Consider the following 22,849-nt stretch of genomic DNA (forward strand, 5'->3'; position numbering starts at 1 on the left):
AGGATGGAAGGAGAGAGCAGTGGGGCTCTCTCCTTTTCTATTTTGGAGTTTCAACGGGTAATGTAACTTCGAGCTCGGGGATATATTTGATGAGTGGTTGGCCGTCTGCTCCAAGCTTGAATTGGGATTTATCATGCTCGTTGATAAGACTTATATAAGGTTTGATCGTAATAGACGTAGGAATAGGGTCGTAAGGCTGATAAAGCAAATTGAACAGGATCGTTTTCCCGTTATCCTCATGTAGTCCTGAACCGTTTAGCAATTTGACTGTGCGCCCCTTATTATCGTAGATTTCGAATCCAAACGGTAGATCGTTGGCCGTAAGCGGATCGTCTTTCGATATTTCCAGCCTTGCAGCAAGACTCGTCGTAAACGGCGTCAATTCTATTTTATTGTACTTGATGGTGAATGGACTGCTAGATTTCGAAATGTTTGGCTTCATGACGACTGAATCATTTGATTGCATGGAAACGGGAATCGTCATTTGATAGGGCTCCTGTATGTCTGACACGGTAAGCTTTACCGTTAAATCGAACTTGTCGGGCAAGGATATTCCTTCTTGATTTCGCATATCAGAGAACATAAGGATTGCCGAATTTTCATTTTCCCCTGGGACAGTAATGATGCCAACCGAGTGCTGGTTGTATGCATAATCGGCAATACTTTTTCCATCAATAAGGAGTTGGATATCACTCAAAGATTCCATCAAGGTATTGCGGCTACTGCTCTCCTGCAACCCTGATAGGCTCGATCGTTCAATACCAACTGCCACTCGTACTCCGTCATAGGCTGCTACTGGAATCGAAAGTGTCAGACCATGATGGGTTAGGCTCTGCTCAGATGAGGTGACAAGTCCTTTTTCGTCGGCCGCCTGCAGACCTAAATCTCCCGCAAAACGAAAAAGACTGCTCACGCCCGGCACATGTCTCATTGACTCGGCTACCGTGGGAGACAGAAAGGAGCCCCCTATTAATAAGACGAATGCAGCGGCTGCTGCAGCAATCGATGTGACAATGGAACGAACTGCTGTACTACGACGTGTTGTACGTGAGGCATCAACAAATAGAGACCCAGTGTCCAATCGGCTCATAATTTGCCCCGTAAAATCAGGATTTGTCGGCGTCTGGCGAATCCATGCCTCTAATTGTTCGCTATCTACACCGTTACGATGGCTTGATGACATGCTTATGAAGACCTCCTTCCTCTGTGAATGGATTGGCTTGATAGCGAAGCAGCTTTTTCCGCAAACGTTCATATTTTTTGCGAATTGTCGATGGCTTTAAATCCATAATCTCGCTAATTTCATCGAAGCTATATTCTTCCACGGCCCTTAACAACAAAATATGCCGCTCTTCTGCAGAAAGCTTGTCCAGCAATTGATAAACCAGATTTTCATACGGAAGTTCTTGATTATTGATTTGATCTCGTTTCAGCAGGAACAGTATTTTTCGGAGCCTGCTTCTACGGTTCAAAATATCCAAGCAATGATTGTAGGCGATCTTATATATCCAGGCTGAAAAAGATACCTGAGGCTCGAAAAGGTGTATACGTTGAAAGCCTTTAATAAATATGTCCTGAACAGCGTCCTCGGCTTCTTCCTTGCTGCCCAACAAATAGTAGCAATATAAATAAATTTGTTTCTGAAATCGATGGATGATAAAGGTGTACGCTTCTTTATCTCCGCACTTGACTTGAGCAATGGCACGTTCTAAAGTCCCAACAGTTTGATATTCTGAGCTGGATGGCATAGCCGTATGGATCCTCCTTTCATACAGCCCGGCTTAATAACACCTTTTTATTGTATAACTTCACTTTCGGGTGATAAGAGCACTTTTTCAGTACATTATTTTTCGGCTTTTTTGCTTTTTGCTTTTTGCAGTGCTTCTTGTCCCTTCACTTCCAACACGGCTATCGCTTCCTCGACGGTCTGATTATCATCAATAATCGATTGCAGTTCCTCTGATAAGACAGGTTGGAATAATTGATTGAACTCTTTAGAAGCGGCTGTACTGCCTAGAGATTCCTCAAAAGAAGGCGTTGTTTTGGGCGTAAGCAGATAGAAAGGTTCCGTGCTTTTGCCTTCAATATCTTTGAGCACACCAGAGCGTGCGGGCAATTTTCCATTTGCCGTCCGTGAAGCGGCCGAAACCATGTCCGCGCTATTTACGAACTTGACGAACTCCCATGCCGCCTGCTTATTTGGTGAGTCTTCGGATACCGCATAAATTTCCGAGACATGTACATTTGCCGATTCATCTGGGGAGGAAGGGTCAACAGGCATTGTGGCGATATCCCATTCGAACGATTTCGATGCACTGTCGAAGAGAGCTCGTGCTTTCAATTCTTTTGCAAGCCAAGGCCCATTGATTGTCATCGTAGCCTGACCTCTATAAAAGGCTTCGGCCATCTCCTCGCTATTTTGATTTGAAGCCTGCAGGTAGATGAATTTATCGCGTACGGCATTTGTTACGAGTTTGATTGCTTCTTTCCAACCGTCTGAGTTGATAAGCAGCCTGTCTGCCTTTGCATCGAGTAATCGTAACCCGGAGGAAGACGCGATCTCCTGTAACATCTGGATCCACACCGTAGTCCTGATATAATCCAACTATTTTCTTTTCGCCAGTGCCCGTGTTGATGAATCTTCTCGACAGTTCAAACAATTGCTTCCAGGTCATCTTGTTCGTCGGCATATCAATATGATGCTGCTTGAACAAATCGCGGTTGAAATATAGGACATCCGCATAAAAAGACGGAGCTAATCCGTATAACTTGCCATCTCCTTTCCCTCTAATCATTTCGATAAGTCCGGGAGAAATTGCGTCAATATCGAATTTGTCCTTCGCAATCATAGTTTCGATGTCGTACAGCCGTTCCTGCCGCGCATAATCTTCGAACAAATTCTCGTTTAGCAGCAGCACATCAGGTTTGTATGTCTCAATTAATTTTTTCAATTCTGCATGATCGTCCCAAGCGCCATTTTGCTCGCGATTTGCGAGCACGTTATTCATGCTAATGACATCGAATTCGATTTTTGGGTTCTTCATCTTGAAGAGATTCCCGTAATCGTTATAGAACGACGGTTCATCATGGTACATGACTTTGATTTTTTCACTTTCCAAGTTCTCATTTTGTTGTTGTTCCCCGTAGCAACCACCTAGCAAAGGAATGATCAGTATCAGTGCAATTCCTAGCTTCCACATCTTTTTTATGCTATCTCTCCTTTTCTGCCTATACAACGGACAGACATGCCGTTTTGTGACGGGGCTGCAAAAATTATGGCACAGGATAAATGGTTGCTTTAAAAAGTGGCCTTGAAGAAAATGAGGCTCGCAGCAATTCGAATACTGCCACCTCATTCCTGACATTTGTCATATGCAGTTGGTGACATCGTACACTAACTGGCTCAAGCGTGCCTGCCGTACAATACAAACATAAGCGATACGGCAACGGGCAACAGAAATTGAGCAGCACAGCATCGTGCAGCATATCTCGAAAGATTAACTGGTTAGCCGAAAGCTGCACGCAACACAATGACCGCATCATAGAACCACATACGGTTCCTAATTTAATGACAAAGGATGATTATAGATGACATACGCAATCGAATGTACCAACCTTATAAAGCAATTCGGCAGCTTTCGCGCCGTGAACAATATTAATCTTCGCTTCGAGCGTGGACAGATCAGCGCGCTGCTCGGTCCGAACGGAGCGGGTAAGACAACGACGATTTCCATGATCCTCGGGTTGCAGAAGCCGACATCAGGAGAGATTAAGGTGCTTGGCCAGCCCGCAGGCACACGGGAACTGCGCCACAGAGTAGGGGCGCTCATGCAGGATGTGAAAGCTCCTGATGGCTTGAATGTTGCAGAGGTATTGAATCTGTTCCGCAGCTACTATCGCAACCCACTTCCACTGTCCAGACTGCTTGACTTATCAGGTCTGCACGGAGAAGCGAAGCGGCGCGCAACATCGTTATCCGGTGGACAACGGCGCAGATTGGCCTTCGCGCAGAGCTTAGCTGGAAATCCAGAGCTTGTCCTGCTTGATGAGCCGACGGTTGGCATGGATGTGGAGGCGCGTGGTCGCTTCTGGGATACGGTTCGCGCTCTGTCGAACGATGGGCGGACGGTTGTGCTTACGACGCATGACTTGGAGGAAGCAGATGCAGTGGCGGATCATATCGCGATTATTGCGGCAGGTACAGTAGCGGCCAGCGGAACCTCACAGGAGCTCAAGGCACAGACGGCACTGCGGACAGTGTCCTTCCGTCTTCAAGTCGAACAGCAGGACGAAGCGTTAATGCAGCTTCCGGGAGTCGTAAAGGTCGAACGTGCATCAGGTCGGATTCGTCTTCACGTCCGCAGTACAGACGAAGTGTTGTCCGCACTCTTGCAATCTGGTTGGGGAGTCAGCGATATTGATATCCAATCCGCTAAGCTTGAGGATGCTTTCCGATCAATAACAAAATCTCATGAAGCTGCACGTACTCAAGCAAGCATATAGTTGAAGCCTGAAAATAAACGATAGAGGCAGAGGGTGCCTTAAATCATCATATATAGGGGGAATTGATCGATGTTACAAGCACAAATCAAAGCAGAAAGTTTACGAATTATGCGCAGTCCATTCTTCTTGTTGTTCTCACTTGTCATGCCAATCGCTTTTTATTTCTTATTCGCTAGTTTAAATGGCGCATCGAAGTCTATTGAATCGACCACCTATGGCGCCTTCTCACTTATGTCGATGACAGCATTCAGCTTGATCGGCACAGCAATGAGTCAGTTCGGTATTCGCCTTGCTTACGAGCGTCGTGATGGATGGACACGTCTGCTTCGCCTGACACCACTATCTCCGTCGGTATGGATTGGCGCTAAGATCGTATCGCATATGTTGGTTCATTTGCTTGTCATTCTCATCATTTTCCCTGCTGCCTACTTTGCCTATCACATTGAGCTGACGGCTGTACAATGGGTGACATGCGGATTGTGGCTGTGGCTTGGAAGCATTCCATTCCTGGCGATCGGCTCTATTTTAGGAACGATGAAGAGCGCGGATGCCTCCATTGCGGTCGCGAACATTTTGCTCATGGGATTTGCCATCATGGGAGGCTTGTGGATGCCGCTGAAGACATTGCCAAGCTGGATGCAAGTTATTGGAGAATGGCTGCCATCCTACCGCTATGCACATGGTGCATGGAATATGCTCGCTGGGGGAAGTCCTGCCCTGCTGGATTGGGTAATTCTTCTGGGCTGTGGCATGATCTTCATGGTAATATCGAGTTATATCTTTAACAGACGGGAAGCGATGTAAGTGAACGTAGTCAAGAAGAGATTATTTCCCGAAAAAGAGGGAGCGGAGCCTTACATCTCCCTCGTCAACTTATGCGTCCCCATCTTTTTCCTGCTGCGTGAGACTCCGACCAAGCTATTGGTGGGGTTCACGCTGCTTCTGTTTCTAGTGATCGCATTTTGGCTGCAGTATCGGCACGAGAAGCAGGCATTGCTGTGGTTGGCTGCTCAGGCTGTAATTATTCTCGTATTCATCCTTTTCTATCACCCTATGTATGCTTATATGGTGTTCATGATCGCGCAGATGATAAGCAGGCAGAAGACCTCCATTATTTTAGGAACAGCTGCCGTCATGGCGGTAGGTATCTTAATCGGATTGTCTCAACGCTTGGATACGGTAGCCGTATGGTCTTCCCTGCATACCCTGCTGCTTCCTCCATTATTCGGTGTGCTCGTCATGCCATTCATCATGCGTGCCGCTGGGCAATACAAGCAGATGGCGGAACGATTGCAGGCAGCGACCTCACAGCTCGAGCGGATGGCCCAGCAGGAAGAGCGCCAGCGCATTGCACGCGAATTGCATGATACACTTGGACACACGTTGTCCTTGATCACGCTTAAGAGTGAAGTGACAGAGAAGCTTATTACACGGAATCCAGAGCGGGCCATCGCTGAAGCAAGGGAGATTCAAGAAACATCGCGTGCGGCGTTGAAGCAGATGCGCCAACTCGTAACTGAAATGAAGATTGTCAAGCTTGCAGAGGAATATGAGCATGGAAGGCAGCTATGCGCTGCCGCAGGAATTGAGCTGGAATTTCAGGAACGCAGCGAGGGAATTAGCCCTTCAGCAGCAGCTCCAAGCATTGTGGACCGATTGCCATTATCAGCATTGCAGGAGACGATTCTCGCCATGTGCTTCCGGGAGACCTTAACGAATGTCGTCAGGCACAGCCGGGCGAAGCATTGCTCGGTTCGGGTTGAGGTGGAAGAGGCAAGGGTTCGATTGGAGATTGCAGATGATGGCATCGGAATTGATGAGCACCAGCTTAAGCAATCAAGTGGGACAGGCATGGCCGGACTGAAACAGCGGCTTCAGCTTGTGGACGGGACGCTTGCTATAGAGTCTGGTGCCCACAAGGGAACGGTATTATCGTTAGTCATTCCGCGTGTAATCCGCGATGGGAAGGGGAAAGGTACATCATGATTCGAGTGATATTAGGAGAGGACCAACAGATGCTGCGAAGTGCACTCGCCACCTTGTTGTCGCTTGAGGATGATATCGAAGTGATTGGACAGGCCGAGAATGGCAGTGTAGCGCTGTCGCTTATAGAGGAACTTCAGCCGGATATCGCGGTATTGGATATTGAGATGCCGCTTATGACGGGGCTGGATGTCGCGGATGCAGTCAAGAAGAAGGGGCTGGACTGTCGGATTATTATGCTGACGACCTTTGCTCGCTCAGGCTATCTCCAGCGTGCAATGACATCCAGTGTAGGCGGTTATTTACTCAAGGACAGCCCAAGCGACGAGTTGTCAGATGCCATTCGCCAGGTATATGCAGGCAAGCGGGTGATGAGTCCCGAATTAACGTTGGCTGCGTGGGAAGACCCTTGTCCGTTGTCCCCGAGGGAGAAGGAAGTGCTGTTGCTTGCTGAGAATGGACTGTCCATGCAGGATATTAGCGCCAAATTGTTCTTATCCTATGGAACGGTGCGCAACTATATGTCGGATGCGATTAGCAAAGTAGGAGCGGGTACGCGCATTGAGGCGATTCGAACTGCCAGGGAGAAGGGCTGGCTGGATTAAGAACTGCTGCTGGAATATATGCAGAAGATACTTGATGGAGAATTGTCGGCTCAATTAGCATCCAGAATATAAATGGGTAAGTGCTTCATTCTCTCTAAGTGAATATTTAGCTTATTTTCAGTTTCATTTCAGGAATTACGAACATACTATAGCCATCCCTTACATAAGGAGGTGGAACCTATGAAACGCAATTCAACCGTAGCAGCGTGGACGTGCCTAATGCTTCTCTTGATGGCTTCACCTGCAGCAGCGCAAAGCAGAACTGCGCTAGATGCTGCAACAGATAAGAGCAGGGAGCAAGCTGCTGTACGAGTGGTCACTTCATCTCAGGCTGTACAGCCGAATCAGCAGAGCACGGAGACGGATAAGCAATTAGAACAAGTACAGGCACAAATGAAGGAGCTTCGTGCAGAAATGAAGCAGCTGCGCGAGAAGAAGCTTCAATTGCTAGCTAAGAAACACGGAATTTCGACAGAAGGCAAGACCAACAAGCAAATTCACCAGGAATTACGCGAGAAATTAGGCATAAAAGGACGACTGTTCCACGAGAAACATCACATTAATGGGAAGCATGTCGAGGATCGTCAGACTCAGCTTCAGCACGAGGAAGAAAAGCATCGAGCGGAGGCGGATGGGCTCACACCAGAAGAGATTAAGGCGAAATTCCAAGAATCGAATGGGTCAGTCAAGTAAATCAGAAGCGTCTATGCAAAAATAGTGAATATCCAGACAAGATATTGGGACATGCGTACAAGCGCATGTCCTTGTGTCGTTAATGGCGATGAGAATGGTTGAAACCGAAAAAGAAATATTTCGTAAAGATAGATAAAAGCACGAATCGTTGACATGCAGAGATGCATAGGATAAAGAAGTTGGATTTGCGCGGATAATGAGGGTAACATGAAACAACCCGACGAAAAGGCGCGTAGCGCTTCTCATCGGGTTATGTAGTCGTTCATATCATTATAAGAGTGCAGTAAACAATCAAACTATTGATATTATTGATTTTCAGTAGCGATAGACGAGAAGTCATTCTCGCTCATTACACGACGTGCACCTACATAGCGCTTCTCGTAGTAGTCCATGCTAAGGCTGTCGATGCGCGTACCCTTGCTTGTCGAAGCGTGTGCAAATTTGTTGTCGCCTACGTAAATGCCGACATGCGATACACCGTTGCTGCCGCTTGTGTCAAAGAAGACCAGGTCTCCTGGACGAAGCTCGTCTTTGCTAACTTTCTCACCAGCGTCAAATTGCGACGAAGATGTGCGAGGAAGATCAATTTCGAACTTGTCGAACACGTACTTCGTAAATCCGGAGCAGTCAAAGCCTTTCGTTGTTGTACCACCATACTTGTACGAAATGCCAAGCAAACCTTCAATCGTGTTGTCCATTTTGGATGCTGCGAATGTGCTGCCTGCACTGAACGAAGTAAACAGAACGCTCAGTCCGAGCACCGCTGTCACTAGCTTCTTCTTCAAAGGGAAAGCTCCTTCCGTGCCTGCGAGGTTAGCTGGAGGGTTCGGTTGAAGGACCCCTATGATCCCTGTGTTACAAGATCAATTCACCCGTAAAAACTGGTTCCCCCGCTTTCCGGTCCGCCCGGAAACTCGGCATTCTGGTTTTTGGAATATGTATTGCTGCGTGCGATAGTAACAATTTTGCAAGAGTTAGTGCCGCTTTCATGACAAAGTTGTAATAAATCTAGATTTATTGTAACAGACGGAAATTCCTTTGACAAATATTTTTTGTCCTTGACACGAAAAAAACTTGTCAGATCAGCGTTTTTTTCGCTGATAGACAAGTTTTTTAATTCATTTTGTTAGGTTACGCTGCTTCAATATCATCGTAACCCTTTGTAACTTTGTAACTTTGTAACTTTATAACTCTGTAACTAAATTGCGTTCAATCAGAACCCCCATTATTTCATCTGTTGCTCTGCTTCCTGCCAGACAGCGTGGCGTGCAGACAATCCCCACATTTTAAGTATAGTCATAATGGCAGGCAATGCCTGTTGAATAATGAGTGCGGTAATTCCGGTGAACACGGCCGCCGCCGTTGTGGACAATATGCCTACGCCAATAGTGATACCAATAAAGAGAAGTGACAATCCTAGAATGGGAAGCAAGCGACGAGTTCCGGCTGTCACAGATCGAATTAACGGTGTTTCTGAGGCAGCGCCGAAGTTAAGGAATAAGAACAATTGATGAACAAGCCAGCCGCCAATGAACCAAGCGATTACAAACGGTGCCACTGCCACGAGTAAGGAAGACAGAGAAGCCGATGTGGACAGGGCATGGGCCGCATAAGGAACGAACCATATAGCGGGTGCGATAATGAGCAGTGTCTCGAGTAGATAGAGGACAAGCATTGGCTTCCAAGCGAGCTTGATCCCTTGGAAAAAGGCAAGCCCCTGCTGCTTGGGCCGTGACATAGCATGGAATACACCCGCGTGAATGAAGGGGGTAAGCAGCATATGGACGGCAACGAATCCGAGGATAGCCCATAAGTAAGGGAAATAGTCATTCGTCTTCATTAGATAGAACTGGCTTTCGGTCAGAAAGAGCTGCCTGCTCATCTCGGTAGGTGCTGGATCTGGGTAACGGCGCAGGATAGGTGTTACCACTCCATCGACGAAGCGATAGAGGAAGAACCCCCATAACAGTTGGTACAAGAATAGAATGACCCATATATAGATGTGCTCTTTGCACCAATTCCAGCCTGAACGCACATAAGCCTTCACACTATCACCACCCCAAAATGTTCGTAACAGCTTCGATTACCTTGATGACGGATAAATTAACTCGTGTACGGACAGGTTCATCGACATGAGCACGCATATAATTATTGATGTGCTTGTTCTCAACGACAATCGAATATAGAGGATCAACCATGACCCAGCTGAGCGGCGCTTTATGGGTGACGGTATATTGGATGCGGTCTCCCTCTCCATTCCATCCCTTGCGAGTCGTCGTGCCATCCAAGAATCCGAATACGATCGGAATGGATGGATAATTGGCACCGAGCTTGCGGATATAGACAGTCGCTTCATATTGGGTAGACCCATTCGATTCAATCGTACGTGAATCAATGTTCTCCACGGCGAAGTCTGCCATCATGCCGTTGTACACATATTGTTGGAAGAAATCATTCCACTTGCGGTTAGTTACCTGCTCAACGACTCGCTGAAAGTCTGATGTAGTTGGGTACTTGAAACGGTACTTCTGCGTATAAGTTCTCATAATGCGGCTCATCATTTTTTCCCCGACCTGCTTCTCGATTGCAAGCAGCACCAGCTTGGCACGCATGTACACATTTTCTGCGTAATGATTTTGATTTTTGTAGCGCCATGCATTCAGCTTCAGTGGAGCCGGATCTGTGATGTAGCTGGCTTGTATTGCGTTATTTGGAAGTACTCCGAATTCTTGCTCCATCAGCTTGTCTTCTGCATAGGAAGTGAACCCTTCATCGAGCCATGCTTCCTCGAATTCGTTTGAGGCGAGAAGTCCATAAAAGTATTGATGTCCAATCTCATGAACGACGGTACGTTCTAAATCGTAACCTGGACTCTCATCTTCTGCACCGAATGCTGTAATCAAGGTCGGGTATTCCATTCCTCCAGCTCCGTTGCCCAATTTAGGAGGCACGATAATGGACAAGGTAGAGTACGGGTATTTGCCGTACCATTCGCTGAACTTGGACAGCGCCGTCTTCGCAGCGTAGAAATAACGCTCCTTCAAATCTTTATGCTTCGGGTCTAAATATAGCTTGATACGAACCCCTGGTACTTGGCTAGAAGAGAACGGCTCTTCAAAATAGACAAAGTTTGGAGATGCGGCCCACGCGAAATCATGAACATCATCCGCATAGAATTGATAAAATTTCTTTCTGTCTGCTATCGTAGGGGTTTTCGTTGGAAAGCCTGTAGCGCCTACGATGTAATTGTCGGGTACTTGAATGCGTACACTGTAAATGCCGTAATTGGAGTAAAATTCGGAATTACCGTGATATTGGTGCAGATCCCAGCCTTCTGATGCCCGGCCGCGTACCCCTGCCTTTTCATAGGCAGCAATCTTAGGGAACCATTGGCCAGCCATCACGAAATTATCGGCGTATCCCATACGTGCAAATATTTTCGGCAGTTTTACTTCAAAATCCATGCGAAGTGTGACTTTCTCTTGACTTCGTACTGGCTTGGTAAGACGCAGCTTCAGAAGCGTCTCATCCTTCGCGTTTCCGTCATCTGGCTGAATGTACTGTACCCGGTTCATTAGGGACATACCGTCAACCGTGGATAACGATTTTAGCGTCATGCTGCCATATCCATCCGCAGGGAACTTGTCTTCCCGCAATTTTCCGCCAGACTCCTTCATGAAGGTGGTATCGGGCGAACGGAAAGCGTTCGGATACATGTGGAAGAACAGTTCATTGACAGTCGATCTCCCAGGATTGGTCCAAGTTACGGTTTGCTTGCCGATAAGGGTATGTGTGGACTCATTCAGTTTAACTTCAATATGGTATTCGGCAATACGCTCACTCAGTACCTCCGCATTGGGGGTCTCCACGGCTTGCTGCGTAATGGGTTCCTGAACCGCCTGCTTGTTCACCTCGGGTCCAAGGGACGGAACGGATCCAGACGGCCAGAACCGAACGAGGAGGAAGCTGCAGGCGGCTAGGAACAAGGCAGTGAATAGAAGCCGGCGATATACATTGCTTCGGGTCATACGTTTTTACCTCCCGTTGACAAGCATCTACAGCATGTATATGTTGGCTTTTTGCAGATTATTAGCTAAAATGAAAATGATTTTGAGTACGTGGTAAGGAAGGAGCGCATGACGAAATGGAATCTTCAGATAAGAAAGTAAAGAAGCCGCTGGCATTGAACGTAATGAGCAGTGGTAAGCATAAAGGATTCGGTTCGGGTAGTATCGATCTGAACAACGTGTCGCCCGTCATCATCGATGAAGGAACGGCGTACATCGATCTAGGCGCGATGCATGCGAAGAGTAAGGTGGAGCGTGGAATTAAGTTCTCTACGAATAAAGAGGATGTTCCGAATGGCCGCCAATGCTGGATCGTATGGGTGGCAGTCGATCGTTCTGCGGAAGGTGCGTTCTACGGCGGTTTGGCTGCTTGTGAAATGCTGATCGACACGGAGGCGAAGCGCGGTTGGAAGATGCTCGCAGACCACGTCAATCGGATGGACTATGCAATGAAGCGCCGCGTGCTCGTCGAAGAGCTGAATACAGAAGACAAGGCAGCGCTGCGTGAGCTGCTTATGACGCACAATGCTGAGTGGTGGGAGCGTACGCCAAAAGAAGTAAAGGCACAGCTTGCCTAGCATATTCATTTACATTTAAAGAAGGCCGCTATTCCGATCTCGTGATCGGTGCAGCGGCCTTCTATTATTATAGAGATGAGTTCACTCATTACAACAAGGTGACTTAGACGCGATATACAGGCATCTTCTTCACCTGTGCGACTCCTGTTTCGATCGCAACCTGAGCAATCGCAGATGCGACACTAGGCACGACACGCTTATCGAGCGGGTTCGGGATAATATACGTCGGGCTGAGCTCTGCATCGGTAACGATAGCCGCAATACCGCGGGCTGCCGCCAGCTTCATATCATCCGTAATATCTATAGCACGAACATCGAGTGCGCCGCGGAAGATGCCAGGGAAAGCGAGCAGGTTGTTCACTTGGTTCGGGAAGTCCGAACGACCTGTACATACTACTGCCGCTCCAGCAGCAAGCGCTTCGTCCGGGAAGATCTCCGGCGTTGGATTCGCCATTGCAAATACGATCGGCTTCACATTCATGGAGCGCACATGCTCCTGCGTCAGCACCTTCGGTGCGGATACCCCGATGAATACATCTGCTCCGCGTACAACATCGGTCAGCGTACCGCGTAGATGTCCGCGATTCGTTACCTTCGCCATGTCTGCCTGCGCAGGATTCATCCATTCCTCGCCTTCGCATACTACGCCCTTCAGATCCACTAGGGCAACATGCTGAATGCCTGCCTTCAACAGCAGCTTCGCTATGGCAATGCCTGCAGAGCCGGCGCCATTGATGACAACGCGTACGTCTTCCATCTGCTTATCTACCACTTTCAGTGCATTGATTAACGCAGAGAGCAGCACGATAGCAGTGCCATGCTGATCGTCATGGAAGACGGGGATATTCGTTTCTTCCTTTAAGCGCCGTTCAATTTCGAAGCAGCGTGGTGCCGATATGTCCTCCAGATTAATACCGGAGAAGGTAGGCTCCATATTTTTGACGATGTTCACGATCTCATCTACACTTTGCGTGGATAGACAGATTGGGAAGGCATCGACATTGCCGAACTGCTTGAAGAGCATGCACTTGCCCTCCATGACTGGCATAGCCGCATAGGGACCGATGTCGCCGAGGCCGAGAACGGCCGAACCGTCTGTCACAACGGCGATCATGTTGCCGCGTGACGTATACTCGTTAGCAGCATTCGCATCATTTGCAATCAGGCGGCATGATTCAGCCACCCCTGGTGTATATACAAGGCTCAGATCCTCTGGGGATGTCACCTCAATTTTGCTAGTCACTTCAATCTTGCCGTGCAGCTTCTTATGAAGTTGTAACGACTCTTCTTTGATGTCCAGTGCGACTGGCATACTACAATCAGCTCCCTGTTTATCATTCCAAGGAGACTCGCTGCTGAACATAAGCCCCGCAAGCCCCATGCTACCATTGTGCTACGTTAGTGGGGAAAAGGGAAATACGTTCCGCATATAAGCTAATAAATTTTATTTATAGTAACGAAATGGAAGTTATGTCCTCTGTTATTTATCCGTTCGGCGTTATGCTTCTTGAAGTGGGAGCTGGCGCATGCACTCGATCATGCTGAGGCAGTCTTGCGACAGATGATGTCCTTCCTTCCAGCATAAATAAATATAGAAGTACAACGGATCCTCAAGTGGTATGGCTACAAGACCAGGCATATTTTTGACCGCCATAGAGACGATTAGGGAAATGCCTGCCCCACTGGCTACCATCGACTTAACGGTTTGAATTTCATCTGATTCAAATACAATATTCGGCTTGAATCCGTATGTTCCACAAGCGAGCATCAGTTGTTCATGATGTACATAAGCTTCCGTCAGCACGATAAAATGTTCATGCTTGAGTTCAGCAATGGATATGGACTCTCGAGTCGCGAGTGGGTGAGTGTCAGGCACACACACGTTTAAGTGATCCTCATAGAGCAGCACAGAATGGAGATCGGAGATTGGTTCTTGATCTGCCTGTCCGATAATGCCTAAATCCAGCTTACCCTCTTGCAGCAGCTCTGTTGTAATGCGAGAACCGTACTCGGTTACTTTAAATTGCACATGCGGATACCGCTTCCTTATGTAAGCGAACATGGAAGGGAACAGATAGGCTCCGATAATTGGCGGCAAGCCAAAATGAATGTTGGAGCTGTTATAATTACGAACCTCTACAATAGCTTCATCAATTTCAGACAAAATGTTATCGACTCTGGCTAGAAATAACGCCCCTTGCGGCGTGACATGCACAGCCTTCTCCTTCTTATTGCGTTCGAGCAATTGCACACCTAGAAATTCCTCCAGCCGATTTACAGCGGCTGTAATGCAAGGCTGGGACACATACAGCTGTTCAGCTGCTTTTGTAAAGCTATGCTGTTCAGTAACGGCCTTGAAATATTCAAGTTCCCGCAAATTCATGATGCTTGGTTCCCTCCGATATGATAATCCGATGCGAGTCCTATTCTACAAGAAACGAAGACGTTCATCGATGGATAAAGATTACAAAAGAATGAACTTAGGTATAACCATTGTACATCAAGATGATCCTAAGGGAAGCAAGTAGGGGTTGGGCAGGGTATCCAGCTGTCCCTTTACCGATATTCTAAAATGTGGTAATATATATGAATAACATGTTCTTCGGACTGAAGAACAGGAACAGGAGGTGAGGTAGGAGATGAATTTCAATACGCCGAACATTCGTATTAGCCAACTGCCAATGGCAATGTTTGGAATTACTCATGATGTAGCTCTCAACGGGATACGTGTGTCTATTTTTACTAATACGAATACGACAATACGGCGTGAAGACTCTCCTGCCTTAACCTGATCGGATTTAGGTTTATTTAGGGCTGTAGGGATTTTTCCCTGCAGCCTTTTTTGTTCCAGATCGGGAGGCAGCGTCTTGCTCACGCCCCGAGGGGGATATCGACATGATCATTAGCCTATGGCATGTGAAAAAATATTACGGAGCAAACTTGGTGCTCTCAGATGTGTCATTTGAAGTAAAAGACGGAGAAAAAGTCGGGCTGATTGGCCGCAATGGAACGGGGAAGACAACAATTTTGCAGATGCTAAGCGGGGCATCCACACCGGATCAAGGGGATCTGTTTATCCGCAAAGGCGCGACAATTGGATTGCTCGATCAGGTACCTTCTGCCCATGAATCCGCTTCTGTATATGATGTATTGGCTGAGAGTTATGCGGAAGTGCGCCGCCTAGAGCAAGAAATGAAGCAAGTGGAAGTGACCATGTCCGACCCTGCTATCTCTGCAGATGAGAAGAAACTGAACCATATTCTGCAGCAGTATGGACAGATGATGGAGCAATTCGAGCGGGCAGGCGGCTATGAAATGGAGGCCTCGATTCGGCGGATCAGTGCAGGACTCGGGATCGCGGAAGAGCAATATAGCCGCCCCTTCTCCTCGTTATCTGGGGGAGAGAAGACGAAGGTCGGCCTGGCTGCGCTGCTCCTGAAGCAGCCTGACATTCTGCTGCTTGATGAACCAACGAATCATTTGGATATGGCGGCCATCGAATGGCTGGAATCCTTCCTGCTGGCCTATTCGGGAGCAGTTATGATTGTCTCGCATGATCGTTATTTCCTGGATCGAGTTGCAGGCAAAATGATTGAGATCGAAGATGGGGAAGCGATCATTTATCATACGAACTATTCCGGCTATCAGAAGGAGAAGGAAGAACGGCTGCTGCAGCAATTCGCTAGCTATCAAGAGCAGCAGAAGAAGATTAAGAAGATGCAGGATACAATTAAGCAGCTGATCGAATGGGGGAATCGTGCGAATCCGCCGAATCCAGGATTTCATCGCCGGGCAGCATCGATGCAGAAGGCGCTCGATCGTATGGAGAAGCTCAAGCGTCCGATATTGGAGCGGAAGACGATGGATTTGAAGCTGAAGCAGGAGGATCGTTCTGGCAAGCAAGTGCTCGTACTGGATGGGGTTACGAAGGCATATGGGGAGCGCAAGCTGCTTAGCGGGGTGAGCGGGCTTCTGCTGTACGGCGAGCGTACAGCATTGCTTGGCAGCAATGGTGCTGGGAAGAGTACCTTGATGAAGATGCTGCTTGGCCAGGTTGATCCAGATGGCGGAAATCTCCGAGTCGGTTCGCGTGTGGAGGTTGGCTATTTGGCGCAGGAGGAAGCTCCGCCTTCCGAAAATAAGACGGTTCTTCGATATTTCTGTGAGGAAGTGGCCATGGAAGAGGGAGAGGCTAGGGGAGAACTGGCTAGATTCCTGTTCTATGGAGCGGATGTGTTCAAGCGAATTGCGCAGCTGTCAGGAGGAGAATGGAGCAGACTTCGATTGGCTCTGCTCATGTACCGGAAGCCGAATTTGCTCCTACTCGATGAGCCAACCAACCATTTGGATATCGACTCCAGAGAAGCATTGGAGGAAGCGTTGGAGAACTTTCCAGGTACACTTCTGGTTATCTCGCATGATCGTTATTTCATTAATCGGGTTGTAAGCAAGCTGTGGGTGCTGGAGCAGGCAAGATTGTCTGTGCATATTGGGAACTATGATGAATGCCGGGATAAGCTGCAGACCTGGATGGATCACTCACGGCAGCTGGGGGTGGTGTCTACTGGTGCACATACGGATGTGAACACGGTAGAGAAGAAGTCGCAGCAGCAAGATTCGAAGGCAGGCGATCCTGCTAAGAGACATGCAGATGACGTGCTTCCAAAGCAAGTGACGCGGAAGGGACAGACTGCACCCCAATGGGAGCGGGACATTGCGCTAGTAGAGGAGCAGCTGCGACAACTGGACGAGGAGATGGCTGCCTTGTCCATGCAGACCGATCAGGAGGTAGATTGGACGCTATTGATGGCCAAGCAGCAAGAACTGCGGCAGCAACTGGAAGAGTTGTATGCTGGGTGGTTATCTATGGAGGAATAGTGGATTTGCCTAGAAATCAACAAACAATGGAATCCGCTGTTCCACAGTGTCAATAACAATGGAATCAGCCCACTAGAAATAGAAAGACGCTTCCTAAACCACTGGATTCGTGGGAAGGGAAGCGTCTTTTTTTCATACGTGTTCCTATCGATATAGGTCATCAAATTGCTGGGACTCCGGGACAGCCTCGTTTCACATAGATACCGTTCCTTAATCCCCCCACCAGCGCTTCAAGTGCTGCCACCACGAACGTTTCTCAAGCTCTTTCGTTGGTCGCTTCTCTTCGTCTTTCCTCTGGTCTGTCGGGGATTGAACATGAAGATCGCACCAAGCGGTGGGCTCGGTTCCACTTACGAATGTCTCCAGGCGTTTATTCGGGCAGTTATCTCCTGCGAGCTTCCCAGTATCCGGATCAATATAGACGCTAACTACATTGTCCGGAACGGCAAATATTTTAGGTGGGACGTTGGACAATGCCTGTTCGGTATATTCAGCGAATATAGGCGCTGCCTTATGAGATTCCGTAACGGATATCATTCTGTCCTTGTCGTAGCCGACCCAGACGGCAGTTGAGAGTTCCGGCGTATATCCGACGATCCAAGCGTCCGTATCTGTCGTTCCTGTCTTGCCGGCGACAGGGCGTTTCATGCTGGTCGCTACGCGGCTGCCTGTTCCACCGGTTTCGAATACGCTCTCCATCAGGCTGGTGAGCACATACGCATCTGCTGGATTGACCACCTGCTCCTGTTGAATCGGTGGAGCCTCGTATAGGACACTGCCGCCGCTGTCGGTGACCTTCAAGACGGAGCGGGGGATCACACGCTTGCCTTGATTACTGAACACACCGTATGCGGCTGCCATCTCTAGCGGACTTACTGGGAATGTACCTAGCGCAAGAGAGGGGAGTGGCTTCATGTCACTGTCGATGCCAAGCCGCCGCGCAAGGGAGATCACCTGCTCAGGGCCAATCTGCATAATGGTACTTACCGCATAAATATTGTCTGACACAGCAATGGCGCGGCGCAGATCAATCTCGCCATAATATTTGCCGCCATAATTACTTGGCTTATATTGCTGTCTGCCATTGTCATATGTGAATGAAGTCGGCTGACTGATGAAGTGAGTCGCCGCTGTGATGGCTCGCTTCTCGAGTGCTGCTAGATAGACCAGCGGCTTGAAGGATGATCCAGGCTGGCGCGTATTGGCGAATACACGATTATACTGATTTAGCCGATAATTCTTGCCGCCAACCATCGCCTTCAAATAGCCGTTGCGTGGATCGATCGAGATAAGCGCAGCCTGCAAATCCCCTTCTGCAGGAATATACTTGGCGACAGCCTGCTCTGCTGCCGCCTGTGCCCGTTTATCCAGTGTTGTATATACACGCAGACCCCCTGCTTCGATTGCTTGATCCGAAATGCCGAGTGAATCGAGCTCCTGCCGGACATAATCGCGGAAATAGGGGGCAACAAGCAGCTCGCTTCGCTCCTCCCTCGGTCGAATGGCCAGCGTTTCATTGTAGGCCTGCTGTGCCTGCTCTTGGGTGATGTATCCGGTCTCCACCATGCCCTGAAGCACAACCTTTTGTCTGTCCTTCGCATTTTTCATATTGAAATAGGGAGAATAATAGCTTGGGCCGCGTGGAATGCCTGCAAGAATTGCACTCTCTGCCAGCGTTAGGTCACGAGCCTTCTTGCCAAAATAGAGCTGAGCGGCAGCCTCGATACCGTATGCGCCATGGCCGTAATATACCTGATTCAAATACTGCTCCAAAATATCGTCCTTGCTGTATTTCATCTCCAGTTGAAGTGCATATTGCGCTTCCTTCACCTTGCGAGCCCATGTCCGATCGTGGTTGAGATACAGGTTGCGGGCAAGCTGCTGTGTCAAGGTGCTGGCGCCTTGTTTTTTGGACATTGATTCGATATTGACGAGCATTGCGCGAGCAATTCCTTTGAAGTCGATCCCGACATGACGGTAGAATTGCCGATCCTCTGTGGCAATGGTTGCATGAATGACGTCCGGAGCGATATCGGTCAGCGTAACCGGATGCTGCTGCTTCTGCCCGCTTGTTAGTGATGTAAGTTCCGCCCCCTGGCTGTCATAAATGAAGGAGGGCTTCTGCATATCAGACACAGGCAGATCCGTCATATATAGATACCCGAGCAGGATGCCGCAAGCACCTAGGAGGAGCGCGATTGAACCGCCAATGATTTTCAGCCATAGCCGCCACCCGCGCTTCCTCTTTTTCTCAGTCTTTTTGCCGCTTAACCGCTGCATGGCAGCGCCTCCTGTTCGACCGTCATCAGGCCATTTTGTGGTTACCATTCAGTATGGAAAAAGAGGAGGAAGGTTATTCCTTTTTGCTAGAATAAATTCACCGTTCACAAACTGTAAAAGGGTTTAAAACTATGAAAAACATAATATTCTAGAGCATTTGTCAAAATTTCAAAAATCCAGTGATAAAGCAGCTTTCAGAGCTCTAATAGCTCTGAAAATTGTGCAAATATTCAACTTGACTTCGGAAAATGATTGCATTTTGGGGGGGAACCGATATAATACTTTGTGTTTGGTGCAAAATGGAGATGAAGTGTTACGAATGTTACACATAGGAACCATTACGAGCATTTCGGGAACTAAGCCAACGATACCATGATTATGAAAGAAGGTTGATGTTATGGAATTGTGGTTTACAGAGAAGCAAACGCCTACCTTTGGCATTACGGCAAAAATCCGCGAAACATTCGTGGAGGAGCAAACGCCGTTTCAGCATTTAGCGATGCTGGATACCGAAGAATTTGGACGGATGCTCGTATTGGATGGCATGGTTATGACGACGATCAAAGACGAGTTCGTATACCATGAGATGGTGGCACACCCGGCCCTTGTAACTCATCCGAATCCGAAAAAAGTACTTGTCGTCGGCGGCGGCGACGGCGGAGTTATCCGCGAAATCATGAAGCACCCTGGAGTAGAGAAGGCAGTTCTCGTTGAAATCGACGGCAAAGTCATCGAATACTCCAAGCAGTACTTGCCTGAAATTGCGGGCGAACTGGACAACCCGCGTGTAGAAGTTATCGTGAATGATGGATACATGCATATTTTGAACAGCAAAAATGAATACGACGTTATTATGGTCGACTCCACAGAGCCGGTAGGCCCTGCGGCACCGTTGTTCGAGCGCGGCTTCTACCAAGGAATCTATGATGCTTTGAAGGAAGATGGCCTGTTCGTAGCGCAGACGGATAACCCTTGGTTCAAGGCGGACTTGATCCAGCAGGTGAACCGTGACGTGAAGGAAATCTTCCCGATCGTACGCGTGTATGGTGCGAATATTCCGACCTATCCGAGCGGTCTCTGGACGTTCACAATGGGCAGCAAGCAGCACGATCCGCTGCAAGTGGACGAAGCACAGATTCCAGAAATGGAGACGAAGTACTACTCTTCTCGTCTGCACAAAGCAGCCTTCTGTCTGCCTAAATTTGTAGAGGATCTGTGCAAATAAGATAGTGCAGGAAGAAGGAGGAGCGAAGACAATGAAAATAGATCAAAAATATTCGGGCAATGTGTTCATTTGCAGCTCTGATGATTACGAGGGAGCAAAGGCCGTCATTTATGGCATGCCAATGGATTACACGGTGTCCTTCCGCCCAGGATCGCGTTTCGGCCCAGGCCGTATCCGCGAAGCATCGGTAGGCTTGGAAGAGTACAGCCCGTATCTCGATAGAAGCATTGAGGAATTGAATTACTTCGATGCAGGCGACTTGCTGCTGCCATTCGGCAATGCGGCGAAGAGCCTGGATATCATCGGGGAATTCGTAGGCAAGCTGCTGGGCGATGGGAAGTTCCCAATCGGCCTTGGCGGGGAGCACCTAGTGACATGGCCTGTCCTGCAAGAGGTGTACAAGAAATACCCTGATCTCGCTATTATTCATATTGATGCGCACGCTGACTTGCGGGAGCAGTATGAGGGTGAGCCTTTGTCTCACTCCACACCAATCCGCAAGGCTGCTGAGATGATCGGCGGCAAGAACGTGTACCAGTTCGGCATCCGCTCTGGTTCGCGTGAAGAGTGGACGTATGCTCGCGAGAACATCAATTTCTTCCCGTTCGAAGTAGCTGAGCCTCTGAAGAAGGTTCTGCCTGAGCTGGCTGGCCGTCCGGTCTATGTCACGATCGATATTGACGTGCTTGATCCAAGCTGCGCACCGGGAACAGGAACGGCAGAAGCGGGGGGCATTACGTCGAAGGAATTGCTTGAAGCGGTTCATTCGATTGCCCGTTCGGAAGCCAATATTATTGGATGTGACTTGGTGGAAGTTGCGCCAATCTACGACCCAACCGAGCAAACGCCGATTACGGCGAGCAAAATCATTCGTGAGATGCTGCTCGGGTTCGTAAAGTAATGTAGTCTGTAACAAAGCAGCATCGTCCAAGCGCACGGAATCTGCATGCAGCAGAGGAAGTGCGCTTGTTTTTGTAAGAAGCAGCAAAAGGGCAGGGCTTAGACATGCGTTACGGTCCCCTTTAAAATATAGAGAAAGGGAGGATGAGAATGAGTAAGATGAAGATTTTACTTATTTCGATCACAACCGTATTCATTATTATCATCGTTGCATTAGGATTCATAGGGAATCATTTTTACAACATAGCGCTTAATCCGGAGACGGAGCGTCCGTTCCTCGACAACAATCCGGATCTTGATCGTGCGGTTCCGACGATGCAAGTAGATGGACTGGAGACGCAAGGAAATGAGGTGGCAAAAGAATGGATCGAAACGAAGCATCACGATGAGGTCACGTTAGCTTCCTTCGATGGTTTGAAGCTGCAGGGCTATGAGTATCGGCAAGAGAATCCCACGAATAGGTGGGCCATTGTCGTTCATGGCTATACGAGCTCCGGTAAGCAGATGTCGTATGCGGTCAAGAGATTCTATGATAAAGGCTATCATGTACTGCTCGTCGACTTACGAGGACATGGAAAGAGCGAGGGCTCCTATATTGGAATGGGCTGGCATGATCGACTAGACATGATGGGTTGGATTCGCCAAATCGTCGAAGCTAACCCCGAGTCTCAAATTGCCCTGTATGGGGTCTCCATGGGAGGAGCGACGGTTATGATGACCTCGGGAGAAGAACTTCCTGCGAATGTCAAGGTGATTGTCGAGGACTGTGGGTACACGTCGGCTTACGATGAATTCAGCTACCAATTGAAACGGCTATTTCATTTGCCTGCCTTCCCGATTATGACGGCTTCCAATGTGGTCGCTAATATTAGAGCCGGTTATGACTTGCAGGAAGCCTCTGCCTTGAAGCAAGTAGCAAAGAGCAAGACTCCTATTCTATTCATTCACGGGGATTCCGACATGTTCGTTCCATATGAAATGGTTCATGAGTTATATGATGCGGCAAATGTCGAGAAGGATCTGCTGGTGATCAAGGGTGCAGGACACGGAGGCGCTCATCTTGCTGGAGCGGTATATTGGAATAAAGTATGGGAATTCACAGATAAGTTTATGGCGTCCTAACGAAATGGCAAAATG

General features: G+C 48.4%; 21 protein-coding genes and 1 riboswitch. Of the genes, 11 read left to right on the forward strand and 10 right to left on the reverse strand.

What is annotated here, in order from left to right; translation table 11 throughout:
- Window positions 1-37: 37 nt before the first annotated feature.
- From BP95_RS0113250 to BP95_RS34260, 4 genes are all read right to left on the reverse strand, one after another.
- Window positions 38-1,183, reverse strand: a complete 1,146-nt coding sequence (locus BP95_RS0113250) for a DUF4179 domain-containing protein (RefSeq protein WP_028532424.1) — start codon at window positions 1,181-1,183, stop codon at window positions 38-40.
- The gene (locus BP95_RS0113255) at window positions 1,164-1,748 is read right to left on the reverse strand and encodes an RNA polymerase sigma factor (protein WP_021253464.1); all 585 of its coding nucleotides are present in this window, start codon (window positions 1,746-1,748) and stop codon (window positions 1,164-1,166) included. Before BP95_RS0113255 ends, BP95_RS0113250 begins: the two co-directional genes overlap by 20 nt.
- Before the next feature lie 95 nt (window positions 1,749-1,843).
- The gene (locus BP95_RS34255) at window positions 1,844-2,560 is read right to left on the reverse strand and encodes an extracellular solute-binding protein (RefSeq protein ID WP_269321449.1); all 717 of its coding nucleotides are present in this window, start codon (window positions 2,558-2,560) and stop codon (window positions 1,844-1,846) included.
- Window positions 2,448-3,200 carry a type 2 periplasmic-binding domain-containing protein gene (locus tag BP95_RS34260; RefSeq protein ID WP_051614082.1) on the reverse strand — a complete coding sequence of 251 codons (753 nt, stop codon included), beginning with the start codon at window positions 3,198-3,200 and terminating at the stop codon, window positions 2,448-2,450. The genes BP95_RS34255 and BP95_RS34260 overlap by 113 nt, the downstream gene beginning before the upstream one ends.
- Before the next feature lie 388 nt (window positions 3,201-3,588).
- Here BP95_RS34260 and BP95_RS0113265 point away from each other — a divergent pair, with 388 nt between their 5' ends.
- The 5 genes from BP95_RS0113265 (at window position 3,589) to BP95_RS0113285 (ending at window position 7,784) form a co-directional block, all read left to right on the forward strand.
- Complete coding sequence (locus BP95_RS0113265) at window positions 3,589-4,503, forward strand: ABC transporter ATP-binding protein (RefSeq protein WP_028532425.1); 915 nt, start codon at window positions 3,589-3,591, stop codon at window positions 4,501-4,503.
- 69 nt (window positions 4,504-4,572) lie between these two features.
- Window positions 4,573-5,307, forward strand: coding sequence for an ABC transporter permease (locus tag BP95_RS0113270; protein ID WP_021253461.1), 735 nt, complete (start codon window positions 4,573-4,575; stop codon window positions 5,305-5,307).
- Window positions 5,308-6,489: a sensor histidine kinase gene (locus BP95_RS0113275; RefSeq protein WP_021253460.1), complete on the forward strand. Its 1,182-nt coding sequence runs from the start codon at window positions 5,308-5,310 to the stop codon at window positions 6,487-6,489. It begins immediately after the preceding gene.
- On the forward strand, window positions 6,486-7,091 hold the full coding sequence (locus BP95_RS0113280; RefSeq protein ID WP_021253459.1) for a response regulator transcription factor: 606 nt from the start codon (window positions 6,486-6,488) through the stop codon (window positions 7,089-7,091). The genes BP95_RS0113275 and BP95_RS0113280 overlap by 4 nt, the downstream gene beginning before the upstream one ends.
- Window positions 7,092-7,271: 180 nt before the next feature.
- Window positions 7,272-7,784 carry a hypothetical protein gene (locus tag BP95_RS0113285; RefSeq protein WP_021253458.1) on the forward strand — a complete coding sequence of 171 codons (513 nt, stop codon included), beginning with the start codon at window positions 7,272-7,274 and terminating at the stop codon, window positions 7,782-7,784.
- 305 nt (window positions 7,785-8,089) lie between these two features.
- Here the strand turns inward: BP95_RS0113285 and BP95_RS0113290 are convergent, their stop codons facing one another.
- The 3 genes from BP95_RS0113290 to BP95_RS0113300 form a co-directional block, all read right to left on the reverse strand.
- Window positions 8,090-8,569, reverse strand: coding sequence for a C40 family peptidase (locus BP95_RS0113290; protein WP_028532426.1), 480 nt, complete (start codon window positions 8,567-8,569; stop codon window positions 8,090-8,092).
- Window positions 8,570-8,572: 3 nt separating this feature from the next.
- Window positions 8,573-8,714: riboswitch (cyclic di-AMP (ydaO/yuaA leader) on the reverse strand.
- Window positions 8,715-9,009: 295 nt separating this feature from the next.
- Window positions 9,010-9,831 (reverse strand): hypothetical protein, encoded by an 822-nt coding sequence (locus BP95_RS0113295; protein ID WP_021253456.1) that lies wholly within the window; start codon window positions 9,829-9,831, stop codon window positions 9,010-9,012.
- 4 nt (window positions 9,832-9,835) lie between these two features.
- Window positions 9,836-11,812, reverse strand: a complete 1,977-nt coding sequence (locus BP95_RS0113300) for a M1 family metallopeptidase (protein ID WP_028532427.1) — start codon at window positions 11,810-11,812, stop codon at window positions 9,836-9,838.
- A gap of 116 nt (window positions 11,813-11,928) precedes the next feature.
- On the opposite strand from BP95_RS0113300, the gene BP95_RS0113305 reads away from it, so the two are divergent.
- Window positions 11,929-12,429, forward strand: coding sequence for a YwhD family protein (locus BP95_RS0113305; protein ID WP_021253454.1), 501 nt, complete (start codon window positions 11,929-11,931; stop codon window positions 12,427-12,429).
- A 103-nt stretch (window positions 12,430-12,532) separates the two neighbouring features.
- Here BP95_RS0113305 and BP95_RS0113310 read toward each other — a convergent pair whose 3' ends face one another.
- Together BP95_RS0113310 and BP95_RS30320 are read right to left on the reverse strand one after the other, a co-directional pair.
- Entirely contained in the window at window positions 12,533-13,741 is a 1,209-nt protein-coding gene (locus BP95_RS0113310; protein WP_021253453.1) for an NAD(P)-dependent malic enzyme, read from the reverse strand.
- A 186-nt stretch (window positions 13,742-13,927) separates the two neighbouring features.
- Window positions 13,928-14,812: a LysR family transcriptional regulator gene (locus tag BP95_RS30320; protein ID WP_021253452.1), complete on the reverse strand. Its 885-nt coding sequence runs from the start codon at window positions 14,810-14,812 to the stop codon at window positions 13,928-13,930.
- 256 nt (window positions 14,813-15,068) lie between these two features.
- Between BP95_RS30320 and BP95_RS34555 the strand changes: the two genes are divergently transcribed.
- Entirely contained in the window at window positions 15,069-15,221 is a 153-nt protein-coding gene (locus BP95_RS34555; RefSeq protein WP_161627129.1) for an RAxF-45 family protein, read from the forward strand.
- Window positions 15,222-15,324: 103 nt separating this feature from the next.
- Window positions 15,325-17,307 (forward strand): ribosomal protection-like ABC-F family protein, encoded by a 1,983-nt coding sequence (gene abc-f / locus BP95_RS0113325; RefSeq protein WP_021253451.1) that lies wholly within the window; start codon window positions 15,325-15,327, stop codon window positions 17,305-17,307.
- Between the two features lie 210 nt (window positions 17,308-17,517).
- On the opposite strand, the gene BP95_RS0113330 is transcribed toward abc-f, so the two are convergent.
- Entirely contained in the window at window positions 17,518-19,587 is a 2,070-nt protein-coding gene (locus tag BP95_RS0113330) for a transglycosylase domain-containing protein (protein WP_021253450.1), read from the reverse strand.
- 397 nt (window positions 19,588-19,984) lie between these two features.
- On the opposite strand from BP95_RS0113330, the gene speE reads away from it, so the two are divergent.
- The 3 genes from speE to BP95_RS0113345 all read left to right on the forward strand — a co-directional run bounded on the left by speE (window position 19,985) and on the right by BP95_RS0113345 (window position 22,834).
- Window positions 19,985-20,812 (forward strand): polyamine aminopropyltransferase, encoded by an 828-nt coding sequence (gene speE, locus BP95_RS0113335; protein WP_021253449.1) that lies wholly within the window; start codon window positions 19,985-19,987, stop codon window positions 20,810-20,812.
- Between the two features lie 31 nt (window positions 20,813-20,843).
- Window positions 20,844-21,713 carry an agmatinase gene (gene speB / locus BP95_RS0113340; protein ID WP_021253448.1) on the forward strand — a complete coding sequence of 290 codons (870 nt, stop codon included), beginning with the start codon at window positions 20,844-20,846 and terminating at the stop codon, window positions 21,711-21,713.
- 158 nt (window positions 21,714-21,871) lie between these two features.
- Entirely contained in the window at window positions 21,872-22,834 is a 963-nt protein-coding gene (locus BP95_RS0113345; protein ID WP_028532428.1) for an alpha/beta hydrolase, read from the forward strand.
- The last annotated feature ends 15 nt before the right edge of the window (window positions 22,835-22,849 follow it).

Source organism: Paenibacillus sp. UNC217MF (assembly GCF_000686865.1).
Taxonomy (GTDB): Bacteria; Bacillota; Bacilli; order Paenibacillales; family Paenibacillaceae; genus Paenibacillus_B; species Paenibacillus_B suaedae.

Bases quoted from the DNA above. Each gene is read 5' to 3' on its own strand.
- BP95_RS0113250 (WP_028532424.1), bottom strand. From the start codon at position 1,183: ATGTCATCAAGCCATCGTAACGGTGTAGATAGCGAACAATTAGAGGCA.
- BP95_RS0113305 (WP_021253454.1), top strand. From the start codon at position 11,929: ATGGAATCTTCAGATAAGAAAGTAAAGAAGCCGCTGGCATTGAACGTA.
- speE (WP_021253449.1), top strand. From the start codon at position 19,985: ATGGAATTGTGGTTTACAGAGAAGCAAACGCCTACCTTTGGCATTACG.
- BP95_RS34555 (WP_161627129.1), top strand. From the start codon at position 15,069: ATGAATTTCAATACGCCGAACATTCGTATTAGCCAACTGCCAATGGCA.
- BP95_RS0113330 (WP_021253450.1), bottom strand. From the start codon at position 19,587: ATGCAGCGGTTAAGCGGCAAAAAGACTGAGAAAAAGAGGAAGCGCGGG.
- BP95_RS0113345 (WP_028532428.1), top strand. From the start codon at position 21,872: ATGAAGATTTTACTTATTTCGATCACAACCGTATTCATTATTATCATC.
- BP95_RS0113265 (WP_028532425.1), top strand. From the start codon at position 3,589: ATGACATACGCAATCGAATGTACCAACCTTATAAAGCAATTCGGCAGC.
- BP95_RS0113280 (WP_021253459.1), top strand. From the start codon at position 6,486: ATGATTCGAGTGATATTAGGAGAGGACCAACAGATGCTGCGAAGTGCA.
- BP95_RS30320 (WP_021253452.1), bottom strand. From the start codon at position 14,812: ATGAATTTGCGGGAACTTGAATATTTCAAGGCCGTTACTGAACAGCAT.
- BP95_RS0113310 (WP_021253453.1), bottom strand. From the start codon at position 13,741: ATGCCAGTCGCACTGGACATCAAAGAAGAGTCGTTACAACTTCATAAG.
- speB (WP_021253448.1), top strand. From the start codon at position 20,844: ATGAAAATAGATCAAAAATATTCGGGCAATGTGTTCATTTGCAGCTCT.
- BP95_RS34260 (WP_051614082.1), bottom strand. From the start codon at position 3,200: ATGTGGAAGCTAGGAATTGCACTGATACTGATCATTCCTTTGCTAGGT.
- BP95_RS0113270 (WP_021253461.1), top strand. From the start codon at position 4,573: ATGTTACAAGCACAAATCAAAGCAGAAAGTTTACGAATTATGCGCAGT.
- abc-f (WP_021253451.1), top strand. From the start codon at position 15,325: ATGATCATTAGCCTATGGCATGTGAAAAAATATTACGGAGCAAACTTG.
- BP95_RS0113285 (WP_021253458.1), top strand. From the start codon at position 7,272: ATGAAACGCAATTCAACCGTAGCAGCGTGGACGTGCCTAATGCTTCTC.
- BP95_RS0113255 (WP_021253464.1), bottom strand. From the start codon at position 1,748: ATGCCATCCAGCTCAGAATATCAAACTGTTGGGACTTTAGAACGTGCC.
- BP95_RS0113300 (WP_028532427.1), bottom strand. From the start codon at position 11,812: ATGACCCGAAGCAATGTATATCGCCGGCTTCTATTCACTGCCTTGTTC.